At 65.6% G+C, this 17,131-nt stretch carries 11 protein-coding genes and 3 rRNA genes; 12 read left to right on the top strand and 2 right to left on the bottom strand.

Going from position 1 to position 17,131, the window contains the following annotated elements; all coding sequences use genetic code 11:
* Positions 1-12: 12 nt before the first annotated feature.
* Both ptsP and QFZ74_RS04635 read right to left on the bottom strand, forming a co-directional pair.
* The gene (ptsP, locus tag QFZ74_RS04640) at positions 13-1,683 is read right to left on the bottom strand and encodes a phosphoenolpyruvate--protein phosphotransferase (protein WP_307619497.1); all 1,671 of its coding nucleotides are present in this window, start codon (positions 1,681-1,683) and stop codon (positions 13-15) included.
* 38 nt (positions 1,684-1,721) lie between these two features.
* The gene (locus QFZ74_RS04635) at positions 1,722-2,171 is read right to left on the bottom strand and encodes a PTS glucose transporter subunit IIA (RefSeq protein ID WP_307619496.1); all 450 of its coding nucleotides are present in this window, start codon (positions 2,169-2,171) and stop codon (positions 1,722-1,724) included.
* A gap of 712 nt (positions 2,172-2,883) precedes the next feature.
* On the opposite strand from QFZ74_RS04635, the gene QFZ74_RS04630 reads away from it, so the two are divergent.
* From QFZ74_RS04630 to QFZ74_RS04575, 12 genes are all read left to right on the top strand, one after another.
* Positions 2,884-4,408 (top strand): 16S ribosomal RNA (locus tag QFZ74_RS04630).
* A 308-nt stretch (positions 4,409-4,716) separates the two neighbouring features.
* Positions 4,717-7,835: ribosomal RNA gene (locus QFZ74_RS04625) — 23S ribosomal RNA — on the top strand.
* Positions 7,836-7,922: 87 nt separating this feature from the next.
* Positions 7,923-8,039 (top strand): 5S ribosomal RNA (gene rrf, locus QFZ74_RS04620).
* Together the 16S, 23S and 5S rRNA genes form the textbook arrangement of a ribosomal RNA operon.
* A 110-nt stretch (positions 8,040-8,149) precedes the next feature.
* The gene (locus QFZ74_RS04615; protein ID WP_307619495.1) at positions 8,150-8,761 is read left to right on the top strand and encodes a CDP-alcohol phosphatidyltransferase family protein; all 612 of its coding nucleotides are present in this window, start codon (positions 8,150-8,152) and stop codon (positions 8,759-8,761) included.
* Positions 8,762-8,875: 114 nt separating this feature from the next.
* Complete coding sequence (locus tag QFZ74_RS04610) at positions 8,876-11,371, top strand: mannose-1-phosphate guanyltransferase (protein WP_307619494.1); 2,496 nt, start codon at positions 8,876-8,878, stop codon at positions 11,369-11,371.
* A 167-nt stretch (positions 11,372-11,538) separates the two neighbouring features.
* Positions 11,539-12,375 carry a DUF881 domain-containing protein gene (locus QFZ74_RS04605; protein ID WP_307619493.1) on the top strand — a complete coding sequence of 279 codons (837 nt, stop codon included), beginning with the start codon at positions 11,539-11,541 and terminating at the stop codon, positions 12,373-12,375.
* A complete protein-coding gene (locus QFZ74_RS04600) occupies positions 12,372-12,704 on the top strand; it encodes a small basic family protein (protein WP_003988855.1) in 333 nt (110 codons plus the stop codon). Before QFZ74_RS04605 ends, QFZ74_RS04600 begins: the two co-directional genes overlap by 4 nt.
* 5 nt (positions 12,705-12,709) lie before the next feature.
* Positions 12,710-13,765 (top strand): DUF881 domain-containing protein, encoded by a 1,056-nt coding sequence (locus QFZ74_RS04595; protein ID WP_373462346.1) that lies wholly within the window; start codon positions 12,710-12,712, stop codon positions 13,763-13,765.
* 129 nt (positions 13,766-13,894) lie between these two features.
* Complete coding sequence (locus QFZ74_RS04590; protein ID WP_307619492.1) at positions 13,895-14,785, top strand: FHA domain-containing protein; 891 nt, start codon at positions 13,895-13,897, stop codon at positions 14,783-14,785.
* Between the two features lie 42 nt (positions 14,786-14,827).
* A complete protein-coding gene (locus QFZ74_RS04585; RefSeq protein ID WP_307619491.1) occupies positions 14,828-15,565 on the top strand; it encodes a MerR family transcriptional regulator in 738 nt (245 codons plus the stop codon).
* 86 nt (positions 15,566-15,651) lie between these two features.
* Complete coding sequence (locus QFZ74_RS04580; RefSeq protein ID WP_003988851.1) at positions 15,652-16,125, top strand: bifunctional nuclease family protein; 474 nt, start codon at positions 15,652-15,654, stop codon at positions 16,123-16,125.
* Positions 16,126-16,407: 282 nt separating this feature from the next.
* Positions 16,408-17,091, top strand: a complete 684-nt coding sequence (locus QFZ74_RS04575) for a MerR family transcriptional regulator (protein WP_307619490.1) — start codon at positions 16,408-16,410, stop codon at positions 17,089-17,091.
* Positions 17,092-17,131 lie beyond the last annotated feature (40 nt).

The following is a 17,131-nucleotide window of genomic DNA, read 5'->3' as shown; positions in this document are numbered from 1 at the left end:
GCCACGCCGCTCCTACTCGGCGGACAGCACCGCCCGGGCCGCACTCCGGGCCCGCGCGGCGCTGTCCGCGGCCCGGGCCGCCGCCGCTGCCTCCTCGCACTGGGCGAGCGAGTACTTGGCCAGCGTCGCCCGGACATAGGGAATCGACGCCGCACCCATGGAGAGGGAGGTGACACCCAGACCCGTCAGCACACAGGCCAGCAGCGGATCGGCCGCCGCCTCGCCGCACACACCACAGCTCCTGCCCTCGGCCCGCGCCGCCTCCGCCGCCATGGCGACCAGGTCGAGCAGCGCGGGCTGCCACGGATCCTGAAGCCGGGACACCGCACCCACCTGACGGTCCGCGGCGAACGTGTACTGCGCGAGGTCATTGGTCCCCAGCGACAGGAACTCGACCTCCTGAAGGATCGAGCGCGCCCGCAGCGCGGCCGACGGGATCTCCACCATCGCGCCGAGCTTCGCCGGCAGCCCCACCTCACGGCAGGCATCGGCGAACGCCTTGGCGTCCGCACGGTCGGCCACCATCGGCGCCATGACGTCGAGCCCGACCGGGAGCCCCTCGGCGGCCCGCGCCAGCGCCGTCAGCTGCGTGCGCAGGATCTCGGGGTGATCCAGCAGCGAGCGCAGACCCCGCACACCCAGCGCGGGGTTCGGCTCGTGGGCCGGAGTCAGGAAGTCCAACGGCTTGTCCGCACCCGCGTCCAGCACGCGCACCACGATCCGGCACTCGGAGAAGGCCTCGAGAACCTGCCGGTACGCCTCGGCCTGCTTCTCCTCCGAGGGCGCGTTCTTGCTGTCGTCGAGGAAGAGGAACTCGGTACGGAAGAGCCCGACACCCTCGGCACCCGCCTCAAGCGCGGCGGCCACATCGGCGGGCCCGCCCACATTGGCCAGCAGCGGCATCCGGTGGCCGTCGGCCGTGGCACCCGGCCCGGTCGAGGCAGCGGCCGCGGCCTTGCGCTCGGCGGCCGAGGCCTCCAGCCGTGCCCTCGTCTCGTCACTCGGGTTCACGAAGATCTCGCCGTTGCCACCGTCGACGGCGACCACCGTCCCCTCGGCGAGCCCGACGGCATCCGGCAGCGCCACGACGGCCGGAACACCGAGCGCGCGCGCCAGGATCGCGGTGTGACTGGTCGGCCCGCCCTCCTCGGTGACGAACCCCAGCACCAGCGAGGGATCCAACAGCGCCGTGTCGGCCGGGGCCAGATCACGGGCGACGAGGACATACGGCTCGTCGCTGTCCGGGATGCTTGGCATGACTACGCCGAGCAGCTGAGCGACGATGCGATCCCGCACGTCGTCGAGGTCGGCCACACGGCCGGCGAGGTACTCACCAGCAGCCGCCAGCAGCTCCCGGTACGCGGCGAACGCGTCGTAGACGGCACGCGCCGCCGAGCTGCCGCCGGCGATCCGGCGCTCCACGTCCGCGATGAGCTCGGGATCCTGGGCCATCATGGCCTGCGCCTCGAGCACGGCCTTGGCCTCGCTCCCCGCCAGCTCGCCGCGTGCCATGAGGTCGGCCGCCACTGCTGCCACGGCCTGGCGGGCGCGCTCCTGTTCCGGCCCCGCCTCCTCCGCCACGACCTGCTGGGCGGGCGGCTCCAGCACCACCGTCCCCATGTGCCGGACCTCGCCGATCGCCACGCCTTGGCTCACACCGAGGCCTCGCAGCGTTGTCTCCATCTCACCCGTCTCCGTTGGTCGGCGAGTCCCGCCGGCGCTCACTGCCAGATGAAGAGCGTGTCGCCGACCTTCACTTCCCCGTCGTCACGCAGTTGGAAGAGGGAGTCGGCGGTAGCCTCCAGCGCCACGATCGGACAGATCGGGGACTTGCCGGCCTCTTCCACGGCGGCGGGGTCCCAGCGCACGATGCCCTGGCCGCGCGTCACGGTGTCGCCCTTGTTGACGAGCAGCTGAAAGCCCTCGCCGTTCAGCTGGACGGTGTCGATACCGAGGTGGATGAGCACGCCGCGCCCCAGCTCGTCGACGACGACGAAGGCGTGCGGGTGCAGGGAGACGATGACGCCGTCCACAGGGGCGACCGCCTCCGAGGGCTCACGCAAGGGGTCGACCGCGGTGCCGGGGCCCACCATGGCACCGGAGAAGACCGGGTCCGGCACCGAGGCCAGTCCGATGGCGCGTCCGGCGACGGGGGACGTCACGGTGGTCATGGCAGGCCTCCCGGGGTGGAGTCGCATGGGGCCGTCCTTCCCAGGCCGGTCCTGGACGGCACGCTGTGCAGAGCGTATGCCACATGAAGTGCCGGATCCGCGTGAAAACGGGCGGCCAGTGGTGGGTCGACGCCCCTCTGGCTCCTCGCCCGGGCGACCGGCTGTAAAAAATCTTGACAGCGGGGGTTGACGCCCCCCTGGCGGATCCGTAGTGTTCTACGTCTGCCCCGGAGCCGGAACGGTTCTGTGGGCGGCACCCGCCGCGGATGCGGCACCCAAACCATCAGCACGATCTCCCGAACGGGATGAGTTTCGGCGCGTCCGATTCCATTTCGATTCGGAGCCGGGGGCCCGATTAGGAGCTGCCGGAAAGATCCGCTAATGTTTGGGACGTCGGAACGGCCGCAGGGCCGGGAAGGCAAACCCCGCTGACTGGGGGTCAGACACCGAAAAGGATCTGATAGAGTCGGAAACGCAAGACCGAAGGGAAGCGCCTGGAGGAAAGCCCGAGAGGGTGAGTACGAAGGAAGCGACCGTTCCTTGAGAACTCAACAGCGTGCCAAAAGTCAACGCCAGATATGTTGATACCCCGTCTCCAGCAGTAGCTGGGGCGAGGTTCCTTTGAAATAACACAGCGAGGACGCTGTGTGCGAGGGGACTATTCCTCCTCTCGCACCGCTCTCGTGGTGTTCATCCCGATTACGGGAAAACATTCACGGAGAGTTTGATCCTGGCTCAGGACGAACGCTGGCGGCGTGCTTAACACATGCAAGTCGAACGATGAAGCCCTTCGGGGTGGATTAGTGGCGAACGGGTGAGTAACACGTGGGCAATCTGCCCTTCACTCTGGGACAAGCCCTGGAAACGGGGTCTAATACCGGATAACACTGCGGATCGCATGATCTGCGGTTAAAAGCTCCGGCGGTGAAGGATGAGCCCGCGGCCTATCAGCTTGTTGGTGAGGTAATGGCTCACCAAGGCGACGACGGGTAGCCGGCCTGAGAGGGCGACCGGCCACACTGGGACTGAGACACGGCCCAGACTCCTACGGGAGGCAGCAGTGGGGAATATTGCACAATGGGCGAAAGCCTGATGCAGCGACGCCGCGTGAGGGATGACGGCCTTCGGGTTGTAAACCTCTTTCAGCAGGGAAGAAGCGAAAGTGACGGTACCTGCAGAAGAAGCGCCGGCTAACTACGTGCCAGCAGCCGCGGTAATACGTAGGGCGCAAGCGTTGTCCGGAATTATTGGGCGTAAAGAGCTCGTAGGCGGCTTGTCACGTCGATTGTGAAAGCTCGGGGCTTAACTCCGAGTCTGCAGTCGATACGGGCTAGCTAGAGTGTGGTAGGGGAGATCGGAATTCCTGGTGTAGCGGTGAAATGCGCAGATATCAGGAGGAACACCGGTGGCGAAGGCGGATCTCTGGGCCATTACTGACGCTGAGGAGCGAAAGCGTGGGGAGCGAACAGGATTAGATACCCTGGTAGTCCACGCCGTAAACGGTGGGAACTAGGTGTTGGCGACATTCCACGTCGTCGGTGCCGCAGCTAACGCATTAAGTTCCCCGCCTGGGGAGTACGGCCGCAAGGCTAAAACTCAAAGGAATTGACGGGGGCCCGCACAAGCGGCGGAGCATGTGGCTTAATTCGACGCAACGCGAAGAACCTTACCAAGGCTTGACATACACCGGAAAGCATTAGAGATAGTGCCCCCCTTGTGGTCGGTGTACAGGTGGTGCATGGCTGTCGTCAGCTCGTGTCGTGAGATGTTGGGTTAAGTCCCGCAACGAGCGCAACCCTTGTCCCGTGTTGCCAGCAGGCCCTTGTGGTGCTGGGGACTCACGGGAGACCGCCGGGGTCAACTCGGAGGAAGGTGGGGACGACGTCAAGTCATCATGCCCCTTATGTCTTGGGCTGCACACGTGCTACAATGGCCGGTACAATGAGCTGCGATACCGTGAGGTGGAGCGAATCTCAAAAAGCCGGTCTCAGTTCGGATTGGGGTCTGCAACTCGACCCCATGAAGTCGGAGTCGCTAGTAATCGCAGATCAGCATTGCTGCGGTGAATACGTTCCCGGGCCTTGTACACACCGCCCGTCACGTCACGAAAGTCGGTAACACCCGAAGCCGGTGGCCCAACCCCTTGTGGGAGGGAGCTGTCGAAGGTGGGACTGGCGATTGGGACGAAGTCGTAACAAGGTAGCCGTACCGGAAGGTGCGGCTGGATCACCTCCTTTCTAAGGAGCACTTCTTACCGGGCTTGCCCGGTCAGAGGCCAGATCATCAGCGAACGTCTGATGCTGGTTGCTCATGGGTGGAACGTTGACTATTCGGCCAGGGTCTCGGGTCGGAGGCTGCCAGTACTGCTCGCAAGAGTGTGGAACGCATGATCTTCGGACGGGGGCTTGGCCGGGCACGCTGTTGGGTGTCTGAGGGAATGATCTTCTCCTCAGTCGCCGGCCCCAGTGCACTCACCGGTTTGTCTGGTGGGGTGATGGGTGGCTGGTCGTTGTTTGAGAACTGCACAGTGGACGCGAGCATCTGTGGCCAAGTTTTTAAGGGCGCACGGTGGATGCCTTGGTACCAGGAACCGATGAAGGACGTGGGAGGCCACGATAGTCCCCGGGGAGCCGTCAACCAGGCTTTGATCCGGGGGTTTCCGAATGGGGAAACCCGGCAGTCGTCATGGGCTGTCACCCGCTGCTGAACACATAGGCAGTGTGGAGGGAACGCGGGGAAGTGAAACATCTCAGTACCCGCAGGAAGAGAAAACAACCGTGATTCCGGGAGTAGTGGCGAGCGAAACCGGATGAGGCCAAACCTACGACGTGTGAGACCCGGCAGGGGTTGCGTCGTGGGGGTTGTGGGATCTCTCTTCTGTCGTCTGCCGGCGACAGGACGAGTCAGAAACCGTTGATGTAGACGAAGGACATGCGAAAGGTCCGGCGTAGAGGGTAAGACCCCCGTAGTCGAAACGTCAGCGGCTCGTTTGAGAGACACCCAAGTAGCACGGGGCCCGAGAAATCCCGTGTGAATCTGGCGGGACCACCCGCTAAGCCTAAATATTCCCTGGTGACCGATAGCGGATAGTACCGTGAGGGAATGGTGAAAAGTACCGCGGGAGCGGAGTGAAATAGTACCTGAAACCGTGTGCCTACAAGCCGTGGGAGCGTCGGAAGCACTTTGGTGCTTCTCGTGACTGCGTGCCTTTTGAAGAATGAGCCTGCGAGTTTGCGGTGTGTTGCGAGGTTAACCCGTGTGGGGAAGCCGTAGCGAAAGCGAGTCCGAACAGGGCGATTCAGTAGCACGCTCAAGACCCGAAGCGGAGTGATCTAGCCATGGGCAGGTTGAAGCGGAGGTAAGACTTCGTGGAGGACCGAACCCACCAGGGTTGAAAACCTGGGGGATGACCTGTGGTTAGGGGTGAAAGGCCAATCAAACTCCGTGATAGCTGGTTCTCCCCGAAATGCATTTAGGTGCAGCGTCGTGTGTTTCTTGCCGGAGGTAGAGCACTGGATAGGCGATGGGCCCTACCGGGTTACTGACCTTAGCCAAACTCCGAATGCCGGTAAGTGAGAGCACGGCAGTGAGACTGTGGGGGATAAGCTCCATGGTCGAGAGGGAAACAGCCCAGAGCATCGACTAAGGCCCCTAAGCGTACGCTAAGTGGGAAAGGATGTGGAGTCGCACAGACAACCAGGAGGTTGGCTTAGAAGCAGCCACCCTTGAAAGAGTGCGTAATAGCTCACTGGTCTAGTGATTCCGCGCCGACAATGTAGCGGGGCTCAAGCGTACCGCCGAAGTCGTGTCATTCATACAATAAGCCCCAACGGGTGTATGGATGGGTAGGGGAGCGTCGTGTGCCGGGTGAAGCAGCCGCGGAAGCGAGTTGTGGACGGTTCACGAGTGAGAATGCAGGCATGAGTAGCGATACACACGTGAGAAACGTGTGCGCCGATTGACTAAGGGTTCCTGGGTCAAGCTGATCTGCCCAGGGTAAGTCGGGACCTAAGGCGAGGCCGACAGGCGTAGTCGATGGATAACCGGTTGATATTCCGGTACCCGCTGTGAAGCGTCAAACATCGAGCATCGTGATGCTAAGGCCGTGAAGCCGTTCCGGACCCTTCGGGGAAAGGAAAGTGGTGGAGCCGCCGGCCCAAGCGGTTAGTAGGTGAGTGATGGGGTGACGCAGGAAGGTAGTCCAGCCCGGGCGATGGTTGTCCCGGGGTAAGGGTGTAGGACGGTGTGTAGGCAAATCCGCACACCATGAGTCTGAGACCTGATGCCGAGCCGATTGTGGTGAAGTGGATGATCCTATGCTGTCGAGAAAAGCCTCTAGCGAGTTTCATGGCGGCCCGTACCCTAAACCGACTCAGGTGGTCAGGTAGAGAATACCGAGGCGTTCGGGTGAACTATGGTTAAGGAACTCGGCAAAATGCCCCCGTAACTTCGGGAGAAGGGGGGCCATCACTGGTGAGAGCACTTGCTGCTCGAGCTGGGGGTGGCCGCAGAGACCAGCGAGAAGCGACTGTTTACTAAAAACACAGGTCCGTGCGAAGCCGTAAGGCGATGTATACGGACTGACGCCTGCCCGGTGCTGGAACGTTAAGGGGACCGGTTAGTGCGCTTTCGGGCGTGCGAAGCTGAGAACTTAAGCGCCAGTAAACGGCGGTGGTAACTATAACCATCCTAAGGTAGCGAAATTCCTTGTCGGGTAAGTTCCGACCTGCACGAATGGCGTAACGACTTCTCGACTGTCTCAACCATAGGCCCGGTGAAATTGCACTACGAGTAAAGATGCTCGTTTCGCGCAGCAGGACGGAAAGACCCCGGGACCTTTACTACAGTTTGATATTGGTGTTCGGTTCGGCTTGTGTAGGATAGCTGGGAGACTTTGAGCACGGCACGCCAGTGTCGTGGGAGTCGTCGTTGAAATACCAGTCTGGTCGTGCTGGATGTCTAACCTGGGTCCGTGATCCGGATCAGGGACAGTGTCTGATGGGTAGTTTAACTGGGGCGGTTGCCTCCTAAAGAGTAACGGAGGCGCCCAAAGGTTCCCTCAGCCTGGTTGGTAATCAGGTGTTGAGTGTAAGTGCACAAGGGAGCTTGACTGTGAGACCGACGGGTCGAGCAGGGACGAAAGTCGGGACTAGTGATCCGGCGGTGGCTTGTGGAAGCGCCGTCGCTCAACGGATAAAAGGTACCCCGGGGATAACAGGCTGATCTTCCCCAAGAGTCCATATCGACGGGATGGTTTGGCACCTCGATGTCGGCTCGTCGCATCCTGGGGCTGGAGTCGGTCCCAAGGGTTGGGCTGTTCGCCCATTAAAGCGGTACGCGAGCTGGGTTTAGAACGTCGTGAGACAGTTCGGTCCCTATCCGCTGTGCGCGTAGGAATATTGAGAAGGGCTGTCCCTAGTACGAGAGGACCGGGACGGACGAACCTCTGGTGTGCCAGTTGTCCTGCCAAGGGCATGGCTGGTTGGCTACGTTCGGGAGGGATAACCGCTGAAAGCATCTAAGCGGGAAGCCTGCTTCGAGATGAGTATTCCCACCTCCTTGAGAGGGTAAGGCTCCCAGTAGACGACTGGGTTGATAGGCCAGATATGGAAGCCCGGTAACGGGTGGAGTTGACTGGTACTAATAGGCCGAGGGCTTGTCCTCAGTTGCTCGCGTCCACTGTGTTGGTTCTGAAACCACGAACAGCCCCACGTTTCACAGAGCGTGGTCTGGTTGTCAGTTTCATAGTGTTTCGGTGGTCATAGCGTGAGGGAAACGCCCGGTTACATTCCGAACCCGGAAGCTAAGCCTCACAGCGCCGATGGTACTGCAGGGGGGACCCTGTGGGAGAGTAGGACGCCGCCGAACTCCTTTTACAGCTCCGGCTCTTGGGCACTATGCCCGAGAGCCGGAGCTTTTTTGTGTTGATGTAAGGTCGATAAGCATAGTTGGCCCGTTTCCCCACAGGAGGCCCCCGGGTGGAGGTCCAGGAGACCCGTGTCCAGACGGACCGGGTCCTCACGCTCCCGAACATCCTCAGCATGGCGCGTCTGGTCGGCGTACCCGTCTTCCTGTGGTTGATCCTCAGGCCCGAGTTCGGCGGCCCCAAGAGCGATGGCTGGGCACTGCTGGTGCTCGCGCTGAGCGGGGTCAGCGACTATCTGGACGGCAAGCTCGCCCGGCGCTGGAACCAGATCAGCAGCCTCGGCCGGCTTCTCGACCCCGCTGCCGACCGGCTGTACATCCTCTCGACGCTGGTCGGACTCACCTGGCGTGAGATCCTCCCCGTCTGGTTGACGGCCGTACTACTGGCGCGGGAGCTACTTCTGCTGGTGATGGTCGGCATCCTCCGCCGGCACGGCTATCCGCCGCCGCAGGTGAACTTCCTGGGCAAGGCCGCGACGTTCAATCTCATGTATGCCTTCCCCCTGCTCCTCCTCAGCGACGGAAGCGGATGGATCTCGTCACTGGCCGCGGTTTTCGGCTGGGCGTTCGCCGGTTGGGGTACGACGCTGTACTGGTGGGCAGGAGTGCTCTACGTGGTGCAGGTCCGCCGCTTGGTTCGTGCGGACGTCGCCATGGCCGACTGACCTCGGCGATTGTCCGTGCGCAGCGGCTCGATGGCCCGCGACGGAAAAGTGCGGGACAATCTTGACGGGTGAAGTCGGCTAGACCGTCGTCTCTTGGAGGAGGACGCTTCCGACATGAAGGCCGTCGTGATGGCCGGAGGCGAAGGCACGCGCCTTCGCCCTATGACCTCGAGCATGCCCAAGCCGCTCCTGCCCGTGGTGAACCGCCCGATCATGGAGCATGTGCTGCGACTGCTCAAAAGGCATGGGCTCAACGAGACCGTCGTGACCGTGCAGTTCCTGGCGTCGCTCGTCAAGAACTACTTCGGTGACGGCGAGGAGCTCGGAATGGAGCTCACTTATGCCAATGAGGAGAAGCCACTCGGTACCGCCGGAAGCGTCAAGAACGCCGAGGAGGCGTTGAAGGACGATGCGTTCCTCGTCATTTCCGGCGACGCCCTGACCGACTTCGACCTCACCGATCTGATCGATTTCCACAAGGAGAAGGGCGCGCTGGTCACCGTCTGTCTGACGCGTGTGCCCAATCCGCTGGAGTTCGGCATCACCATCGTCGACGAGGACGGCAAGGTCGAGCGTTTCCTCGAGAAACCGACCTGGGGCCAGGTCTTCTCCGACACCGTGAACACGGGCATCTATGTCATGGAGCCCGAAGTCTTCGACTACGTCGATCCCGATGTGCCCGTCGACTGGTCCGGCGACGTCTTCCCGCAGCTGATGAAGGAAGGCAAGCCGATCTACGGCTATGTCGCCGAGGGCTACTGGGAGGACGTCGGCACGCACGAGTCCTATGTGAAGGCGCAGGCCGATGTCCTGGAGGGCAAGGTCGACGTCGACATCGACGGATTCGAGATCTCGCCGGGCGTGTGGGTCGCGGAGGGTGCCGAGGTGCATCCCGATGCCGTGCTCCGCGGACCGCTCTACATCGGTGACTACGCCAAGGTCGAGGCCGGCGCCGAGCTCCGTGAGCACACGGTGGTCGGGTCGAACGTGGTCGTCAAGAGCGGTGCGTTCCTGGACCGGGCGGTCGTGCACGACAACGTGTACATCGGACAGCACAGCAATCTGCGCGGCTGTGTGGTCGGCAAGAACACCGACATCATGCGTGCGGCCCGGATCGAGGACGGCGCGGTCATCGGGGACGAGTGCCTGATCGGCGAGGAATCGATCGTCCAGGGCAACGTCCGGGTGTACCCGTTCAAGACCATCGAGGCCGGTGCCTTCGTCAACACCTCGGTCATCTGGGAGTCCAGGGGGCAGGCGCACCTCTTCGGCGCGCGTGGGGTGTCCGGCATCCTGAACGTGGAGATCACGCCCGAACTGGCCGTGCGGCTGGCCGGCGCCTACGCCAGCACCCTCAAGAAGGGGTCGACCGTCACCACGGCCCGCGACCACTCCCGCGGTGCCCGTGCGCTGAAGCGGGCGGTCATATCCGCGCTGCAGGCCAGCGCCATGGACGTACGGGACCTGGAGAACGTACCGCTGCCCGTGGCCCGGCAGCAGACCGCGCGCGGCAGTGCCGGCGGGATCATGATCCGGACCACGCCCGGGGTGCCGGACTCGGTCGACATCATGTTCTTCGACGGGCAGGGGGCCGACCTCTCCCAGGCGAGCCAGCGCAAGCTGGACCGGGTGTTCGCGCGGCAGGAGTACCGGCGCGCGTTCCCCGGCGAGATCGGAGACCTGCACTTCCCGTCCAGCGTCTTCGACTCGTACACCGGATCGCTGCTGCGGAACGTCGACACGACCGGGATCGCCGAGTCGGGGCTCAAGGTCGTCGTGGACGCGTCCAACGGCAGTGCGGGGCTCGTGCTGCCCAGCCTGCTCGGCAAGCTCGGTGTGGACTCGCTGACCGTCAACCCCGGCCTCGACGAGTCCAGGCCGACGGAGACGGACGAGATGCGGCGGGCCGGCCTGGTGCGTCTGGGCGAGATAGTGGCGTCCTCGGGTGCCGCCTTCGGCGTGCGGTTCGACCCGGTCGGCGAGCGGCTGTCCCTGGTGGACGAGAAGGGCCGCATCATCGAGGACGACCGGGCCCTGCTGGTGATGCTGGACCTGGTGGCCGCCGAGCGGCGCAGCGGGCGTGTGGCGCTTCCGGTGACCACGACCAGGATCGCCGAGCAGGTCGCCGCGTATCACGGCACCCAGGTCGAGTGGACCACGACCTCGCCCGACGACCTCACGCGCGTGGGGGGCGAGGAAGGGACCATCTTCGGCGGTGACGGCAGGGGCGGTTTCATCGTCCCGGAGTTCAGCAGCGTCTACGACGGTACGGCCGCCTTCGTACGGCTCATCGGTCTGGTGGCGCGTACGCAGCTCACCCTGAGCCAGATCGACGCGCGGATCCCGCGCGCGCACGTCCTCAAGCGGGACCTCGCGACGCCCTGGGCGGTCAAGGGGCTCGTGATGCGGCGGGTCGTCGAGGCCGCCGGGGACCGCTCCGTCGACACGACGGACGGCGTACGGGTCGTCGAGGCGGACGGCCGCTGGGTGATGGTGCTGCCCGACCCGGCGGAGGCGGTCACCCACCTGTGGGCGGAGGGCCCGGACGACGCCTCCGCGCAGGCGCTGCTCGACGAGTGGTCGGAGGTCGTGGACAGCGCCGGACGGTAAAAACCGCAGCACGCGCGCGTGCCGGACAAGTGCCCCCAAGGGGGCCTGTCCGGCACGTGGGTGGGGCCGTTCGGAGGTAGTGGTCGCGACGTGCGACGATGTGCGGCATGCCGCAGCATTCCCCCGTTCGGAGCACACCCTCGCGGCCCCCTCGTCCGGATGCCTCCATGTCGTTGATCACCAACGTCATGGACCACAGCCTGGACGACGGATACGCCGAGGCCGCAGCCCGGAAGCAGTCCCTGGGCCAGGGCGGCCTGCCGAGGACCCTGCGGGCGAAGCTCGGTCTCGCGGGCGGTCTGGTGCTCGCGGCGCTGGTCGTGACCGTCGGGGCGGCGCAGGCGCGCGTGGCGGCCCCCGCGGTGGCCAAGGAGCGCCAGGAGCTGGTGGACCGCATCGACCGGGAGACCGCGGCGGCGGACCGTCTCGAGGCGGGCGTGGACAAGCTGCGCGACGACGTCAGCGCTCGTCAGCGGGCGGCGCTGAAGAAGAGCGGCGGCGGCCAGGCGGACCTGGTGGGCATCCTGTCGGGCGCGACGGCGGTGCACGGTCCCGGTATCCGGCTCGTGGTCAACGACGCGAAGTCGGCGACGGCGGGCGGCGAGGGCACCAATCCCCGCACGACGTCCGGGTTCTCCGACACCGGGCGGATCCGCGACCGCGACATGCAGCGCGTCGTCAACGGCCTGTGGGCGTCGGGCGCGGAGGCCGTCTCCGTCAACGGACAGCGGCTGACCGCCCTGTCGGCGATCAGGGCCGCGGGTGACGCGATACTGGTCGACAACAAGCCGCTGGTGCCGCCGTACACGGTGCTGGCGGTGGGGGACGGGGACAGGCTGAGCACCAGGTTCCAGAACAGCGCCGACGGGCTGTATCTGCACGCCCTGGAGGAGTCCTTCGGCATCCGTGCCGGTATCTCCACGGAGAAGGACCTCCGGCTGCCCGCCGCACCGAGTGTGATCGTACGTACTGCACAGCCGAGCACTGAGAAGGGCACATCGTGATCGCCGTACTGGGCCTCGTCGTGGGAGTCGTGGCCGGACTGTTGGTCCGGCCCGAGGTTCCGGCGGTCGTCGAGCCGTATCTGCCGATCGCCGTCGTGGCGGCGCTCGACGCCGTCTTCGGTGGTCTGCGGGCCATGCTCGACGGGATCTTCGACGACAAGGTCTTCGTGGTGTCGTTCCTGTCCAACGTGGTCGTGGCCGCCCTGATCGTGTTCCTGGGCGACAAGTTGGGCGTCGGCGCGCAGCTGTCCACGGGCGTGGTCGTGGTCCTCGGTATCCGTATCTTCTCCAATGCCGCGGCGATCCGACGGCACGTGTTCCGGGCGTGACATCCATGAGCAACCAGGACGAGCGGCCCGAGAACAGGCTGCGCAAGGAACTCCCCGACGAGGTGCCCGCGTCGCCGGTGCCCGGGCAGCGGCCCGCCCGCACGCCCGAGGAGAAGCCCTCCGAGGAGTCCCCTGAGAAGGCCTCCGAGAAGCCGACGCCTTCCGAGAAGCCGGCGGAGAGGCCTTCGGGCATGCCCTCCGGGAAGCCCGCGGAGCAGCCCGCGAAGGCGCAGGAGGACCGAGCCGCGGAGGAGCCCGCGCAGGAGTCCCAGGCGAGCCCCGGGCAGTTGCGCGAGGAGCGGTCCGAGCCGGCGCCGGCCGAGAAGCCCGAGCCCGAGCTGACCGGTCGGCAGCGGCTGGTCGACGGGCTGTGGCCGCTGCGCGTCACCCGGGCCCAACTGATCGTCGCCCTGCTGCTGTTCGGCCTCGGATTCGGCCTGGCCGTGCAGGTGGCGTCGAACAGCGACAGCGGCAGCGCGCTACGCGGCGCCCGTCAGGAGGATCTCGTCCGCATCCTCGATGAACTGGACGACCGTACTCAGCGTCTTGAGGACGAGAAGCAGGGACTCGAGAAGCAGCGTCAGGAGTTGAAGAGCAGCTCCGACCAGGCCGCCGAGGCACGCAAGCAGACGGCCGAGAAGGCGAAGCAACTCGGCATTCTGGCGGGCACCGTGGCGGCTCAGGGGCCCGGCATCACGATGACGGTCGACGACACGAAGGGGACGGTCCGCGCGGACATGCTGCTCGACGCGATCCAGGAACTGCGTGCGGCCGGAGCCGAGGCGGTCGAGGTGAACGGCGTACGCGTCGTCGCCGGAACCTATTTGGAGGACTCCGGCGGCAAGGTGAGCGTCGACGGGAACAAGATCCAGGCCCCCTATCGTTTCAAGGTCATCGGCAATCCGCAGGACCTCGAGCCGGCGCTCAACATCCCCGGAGGTGTCGTGCAGACTCTGGAGAAGGAGCAGGCCACGGTGACTGTCGAACGTTCGACCAAGATCGTCGTAGATGCCTTGCGGCGGGCGGAGCAGCCTGACTACGCTCGGTCGTCATCGCAGTGAATCGACGGTGCATGGGGGACGTCCGGCAGGGGCAAGAGTTGCGGGGGGTCGGCGCATCGAAGAGGTGGTGCGTGGTGGAAACTGTTTGGTGGATACGGACGTTGTGAGAGTGTCCGGGTCGGCCGGTGTATGCAATCAGGGTTCGTCCTGCCCCACGGGCGGGTCTGTTTCGGTCAAGGGGAATCGCCCGTGAAGTTGTTTGCGAAGTTGTTCGGCAAGAGCGCGCGTGAGGAAGGCGGCAGCGAGACCGCCCGTCACGGCGCACAGCCTGACGCAGGAGGCCAGCGCCCGCTGTTCCGCGACGAGGTCGCTGGTCCGGGCGGAGACATTTCGGGAGGCCAGGGCGCGCCGTCTGTTGACCCTGCCCAGTCCGGCGGCATAGGTTTCGGGCAACCGTCAACCTCAGGTACGGGTGGAGGGTTTGGCTCCGACCCGTACGCGTCCAATGCCCCGGCGGGGCAGCCGCGGCAGGAGGATCCGTCCATGTCGGCCCTGGTGTGTTCGAGGTGCGGTAACAGCAACGCGGAGAACGCGCGCTTCTGTTCCCACTGCGGTGCGCCGCTGCGCGCAGGTGCGGGCGCGGAGCGTCCGTCCGAGACGACGTCCACGATCTCCATCTCCGGGATCGAGGCGTACGACTCCGAGGTCACCGGCCAGACGCCGGCGCCCATGCTGTCGCCCGAGGCGCAGGCGGCCGTCGACGCGCTGCCGAGCGGCTCGGCGCTGCTCGTGGTGCGCCGCGGCCCGAACTCCGGAAGCCGCTTCCTGCTGGACGGCGACCTGACCACGGCCGGGCGTCATCCGCAGAGTGACATCTTCCTCGACGACGTCACCGTCTCCCGCAGTCACGTGGAGTTCCGGCGCGCCGAGGACGGCTCGTTCACCGTGGCCGACGTGGGCAGCCTCAACGGCACGTACGTCAACCGCGAGCGGATCGACCAGGTCCCTCTGTCGAACGGTGACGAGGTGCAGATCGGCAAGTACCGACTGGTCTTCTACGCGAGCCGCCAGGGCAGCTGACCCTCTCCCGGGCATGGCTCGGGGGAAACCCAGGGAAGGTCCATGTTTCAAACACCGAGCGGCGGTGCCGGGAACGGCACCGCCGCCACGGACAGTGGGCTGATGAGCATCGGCGCGGTGCTGAACGCGCTGCGCCCGGAGTTCCCCGACGTCACGATCTCCAAGATCCGCTTCCTGGAGTCCGAGGGCCTGATCGAGCCGCGGCGGACGCCCTCCGGCTATCGCAAGTTCAGTGCCGGCGACGTCGAGCGCCTCGGGCACGTCCTGAGGATGCAGCGGGACCACTATCTGCCGCTGAAGGTGATCCGCGAGCATCTCGACGCCCTGGAACGCGGTGAGAGTGTCCAGCTGCCGGTCGTGGGACGTCAGCGGGACGGCACGACCGCGCAGGAGCCGTCGCACGGGCCGTCTACGACAAGGATCGGGCGGGCGGAGCTGCTCGCGGCCGCCGAGATCGACGAGAGCGTCCTGGCGGAATGGGAGTCGTACGGGCTCATCGCTCCGGTCGAGGGCGAGGCGTACGACGCGGAGACGGTCACCGTGGCCTCGCTGGTCGCAGCGCTCGGGCGGTTCGGGATCGAGCCGCGTCACCTTCGGGTGATGAAGGCGGCCGCGGACCGCGAGGCCGGGCTCGTCGACCAGGTGGTGGCCCCGCTGAAGCTCCACCGAAATCCGCAGACCAGGGCGCACGCAGAGGCTCGTACACAGGAGCTGGCCGCTCTCACGGTCGAGTTGCACGCGGCCCTTGTGAAGAGCGCGCTCGGCGTGCGACTGCCCTGATCGGGAGGGGTGCGCCGGGGCCCGGATCGGGCGTCCGGCCCCTGTCCGACTACCCAAAGGTCCCGGGCACGGCCTAGGGTTGCTGTGTGAACGAGCTCGATGTCGTAGGTGTCCGGGTCGAAATGCCCTCGAACCAACCGATCGTGCTCCTGCGTGAAGTGGGAGGCGACCGGTACCTCCCCATCTGGATCGGGCCGGGGGAGGCGACGGCGATCGCCTTCGCCCAGCAGGGCATGGCGCCGGCGCGGCCGCTGACCCATGACCTCTTCAAGGACGTGCTCGAGGCCGTCGGCCAGGAGCTCACCGAAGTGCGCATCACGGACCTGCGCGAGGGCGTCTTCTACGCGGAGCTGGTGTTCGCCAGTGGGGTCGAGGTGAGTGCCCGCCCCTCCGACGCCATAGCGCTGGCGCTGCGCACCGGTACGCCGATCTACGGCAGTGACACGGTGCTCGACGACGCGGGCATCGCGATTCCGGATGAGCAGGAGGACGAAGTGGAGAAGTTCCGCGAGTTCCTCGACCAGATCTCGCCGGAGGACTTCGGCAGCAGCAGCCAGTGAGACGGGCGGACGGCAGCCGGCTCACGGCCGGTGAGCCCGCCCACCGGCTCCGTGCCGAGACTCCGTACGGTCCGTGACGGGTCGGGGCCCGGCAATTGCCAGCGGCCATTGAGAGCGTCCTACGGCCCTCCGGGAGAGCATTCGGCTAGCCTTTCCCCGCGGTGGGGCACGGAAAACCACTCCTAGGGTGATTATCACTCGGCGTGCCGAGTGTGGCGATCGTTGACGCACCCCTGGTGACTGCCTACCGTCGAGAAGGCAGGTCAAGTGACGGAGGTCGGCGTGAGAAACAGCGGCGACGGTACGGCTGGGGGTGCCCCCGGACACGGGTTCGGGGAGAGCGGGCCGTACCCTCTCTCAGGCTCCCGGCCCCGCTCGAGCGGGGGGCACGTCCAGCCCGGCAGCCCGGCCGGTCACGCTCCGCAGCGGCCGACGGTCGTGCCGGGCACCGGAGGGGACGCGTCCATGGCATCCGAGGAGATCGGCTACCGCGGGCCGACGGCCTGCGCGGCGGCCGGCATCACCTACCGGCAGCTCGACTACTGGGCCCGTACGGGGCTCGTGGAGCCGAGCGTGCGGCCCGCCTACGGTTCGGGCACACAGCGGCTCTACAGCTTCCGGGACGTCGTCGTACTGAAGATCGTCAAGCGGTTCCTGGACACGGGCGTGTCGCTCCAGAACATCCGCACCGCCGTCCAGCACCTGCGTGAGCGCGGCTTCAGCGACCTGGAGCGCATGACGCTGATGAGCGACGGCGCCACGGTCTACGAGTGCACGTCCCCCGACGAGGTCCACGCCCTGCTCCAGGGCGGCCAGGGCATCTTCGGGATCGCGGTCGGGGTCGTGTGGCGGGACGTGGAGAACGCGCTGTCGCAGCTGCACGGCGAGCGCGTCGACACCGGGGAGACGCTGGTCGGGCGCAACCCCGCCGACGAGCTGGCGCGGCGGCGCAACCGAGCCGTCTGACGACCTCGCTGTCTGCCCGACGGACTGACGTCCGGTAGGC

Source organism: Streptomyces sp. V3I7 (assembly GCF_030817495.1).
Classification (GTDB): domain Bacteria; phylum Actinomycetota; class Actinomycetes; order Streptomycetales; family Streptomycetaceae; genus Streptomyces.
The sequence above is the reverse complement of the archived record's forward strand: the minus strand, read 5'-3'. Positions and strand labels throughout refer to the sequence as shown.

Excerpts from the sequence above, each read along its gene's own strand:
- QFZ74_RS04635 (WP_307619496.1), bottom strand. The coding sequence starts at position 2,171 with ATGACCACCGTGACGTCCCCCGTCGCCGGACGCGCCATCGGACTGGCC.
- QFZ74_RS04585 (WP_307619491.1), top strand. The coding sequence starts at position 14,828 with ATGTTTCAAACACCGAGCGGCGGTGCCGGGAACGGCACCGCCGCCACG.
- ptsP (WP_307619497.1), bottom strand. The coding sequence starts at position 1,683 with ATGGAGACAACGCTGCGAGGCCTCGGTGTGAGCCAAGGCGTGGCGATC.
- QFZ74_RS04595 (WP_373462346.1), top strand. The coding sequence starts at position 12,710 with ATGAGCAACCAGGACGAGCGGCCCGAGAACAGGCTGCGCAAGGAACTC.
- QFZ74_RS04590 (WP_307619492.1), top strand. The coding sequence starts at position 13,895 with ATGCAATCAGGGTTCGTCCTGCCCCACGGGCGGGTCTGTTTCGGTCAA.
- QFZ74_RS04605 (WP_307619493.1), top strand. The coding sequence starts at position 11,539 with ATGTCGTTGATCACCAACGTCATGGACCACAGCCTGGACGACGGATAC.
- QFZ74_RS04610 (WP_307619494.1), top strand. The coding sequence starts at position 8,876 with ATGAAGGCCGTCGTGATGGCCGGAGGCGAAGGCACGCGCCTTCGCCCT.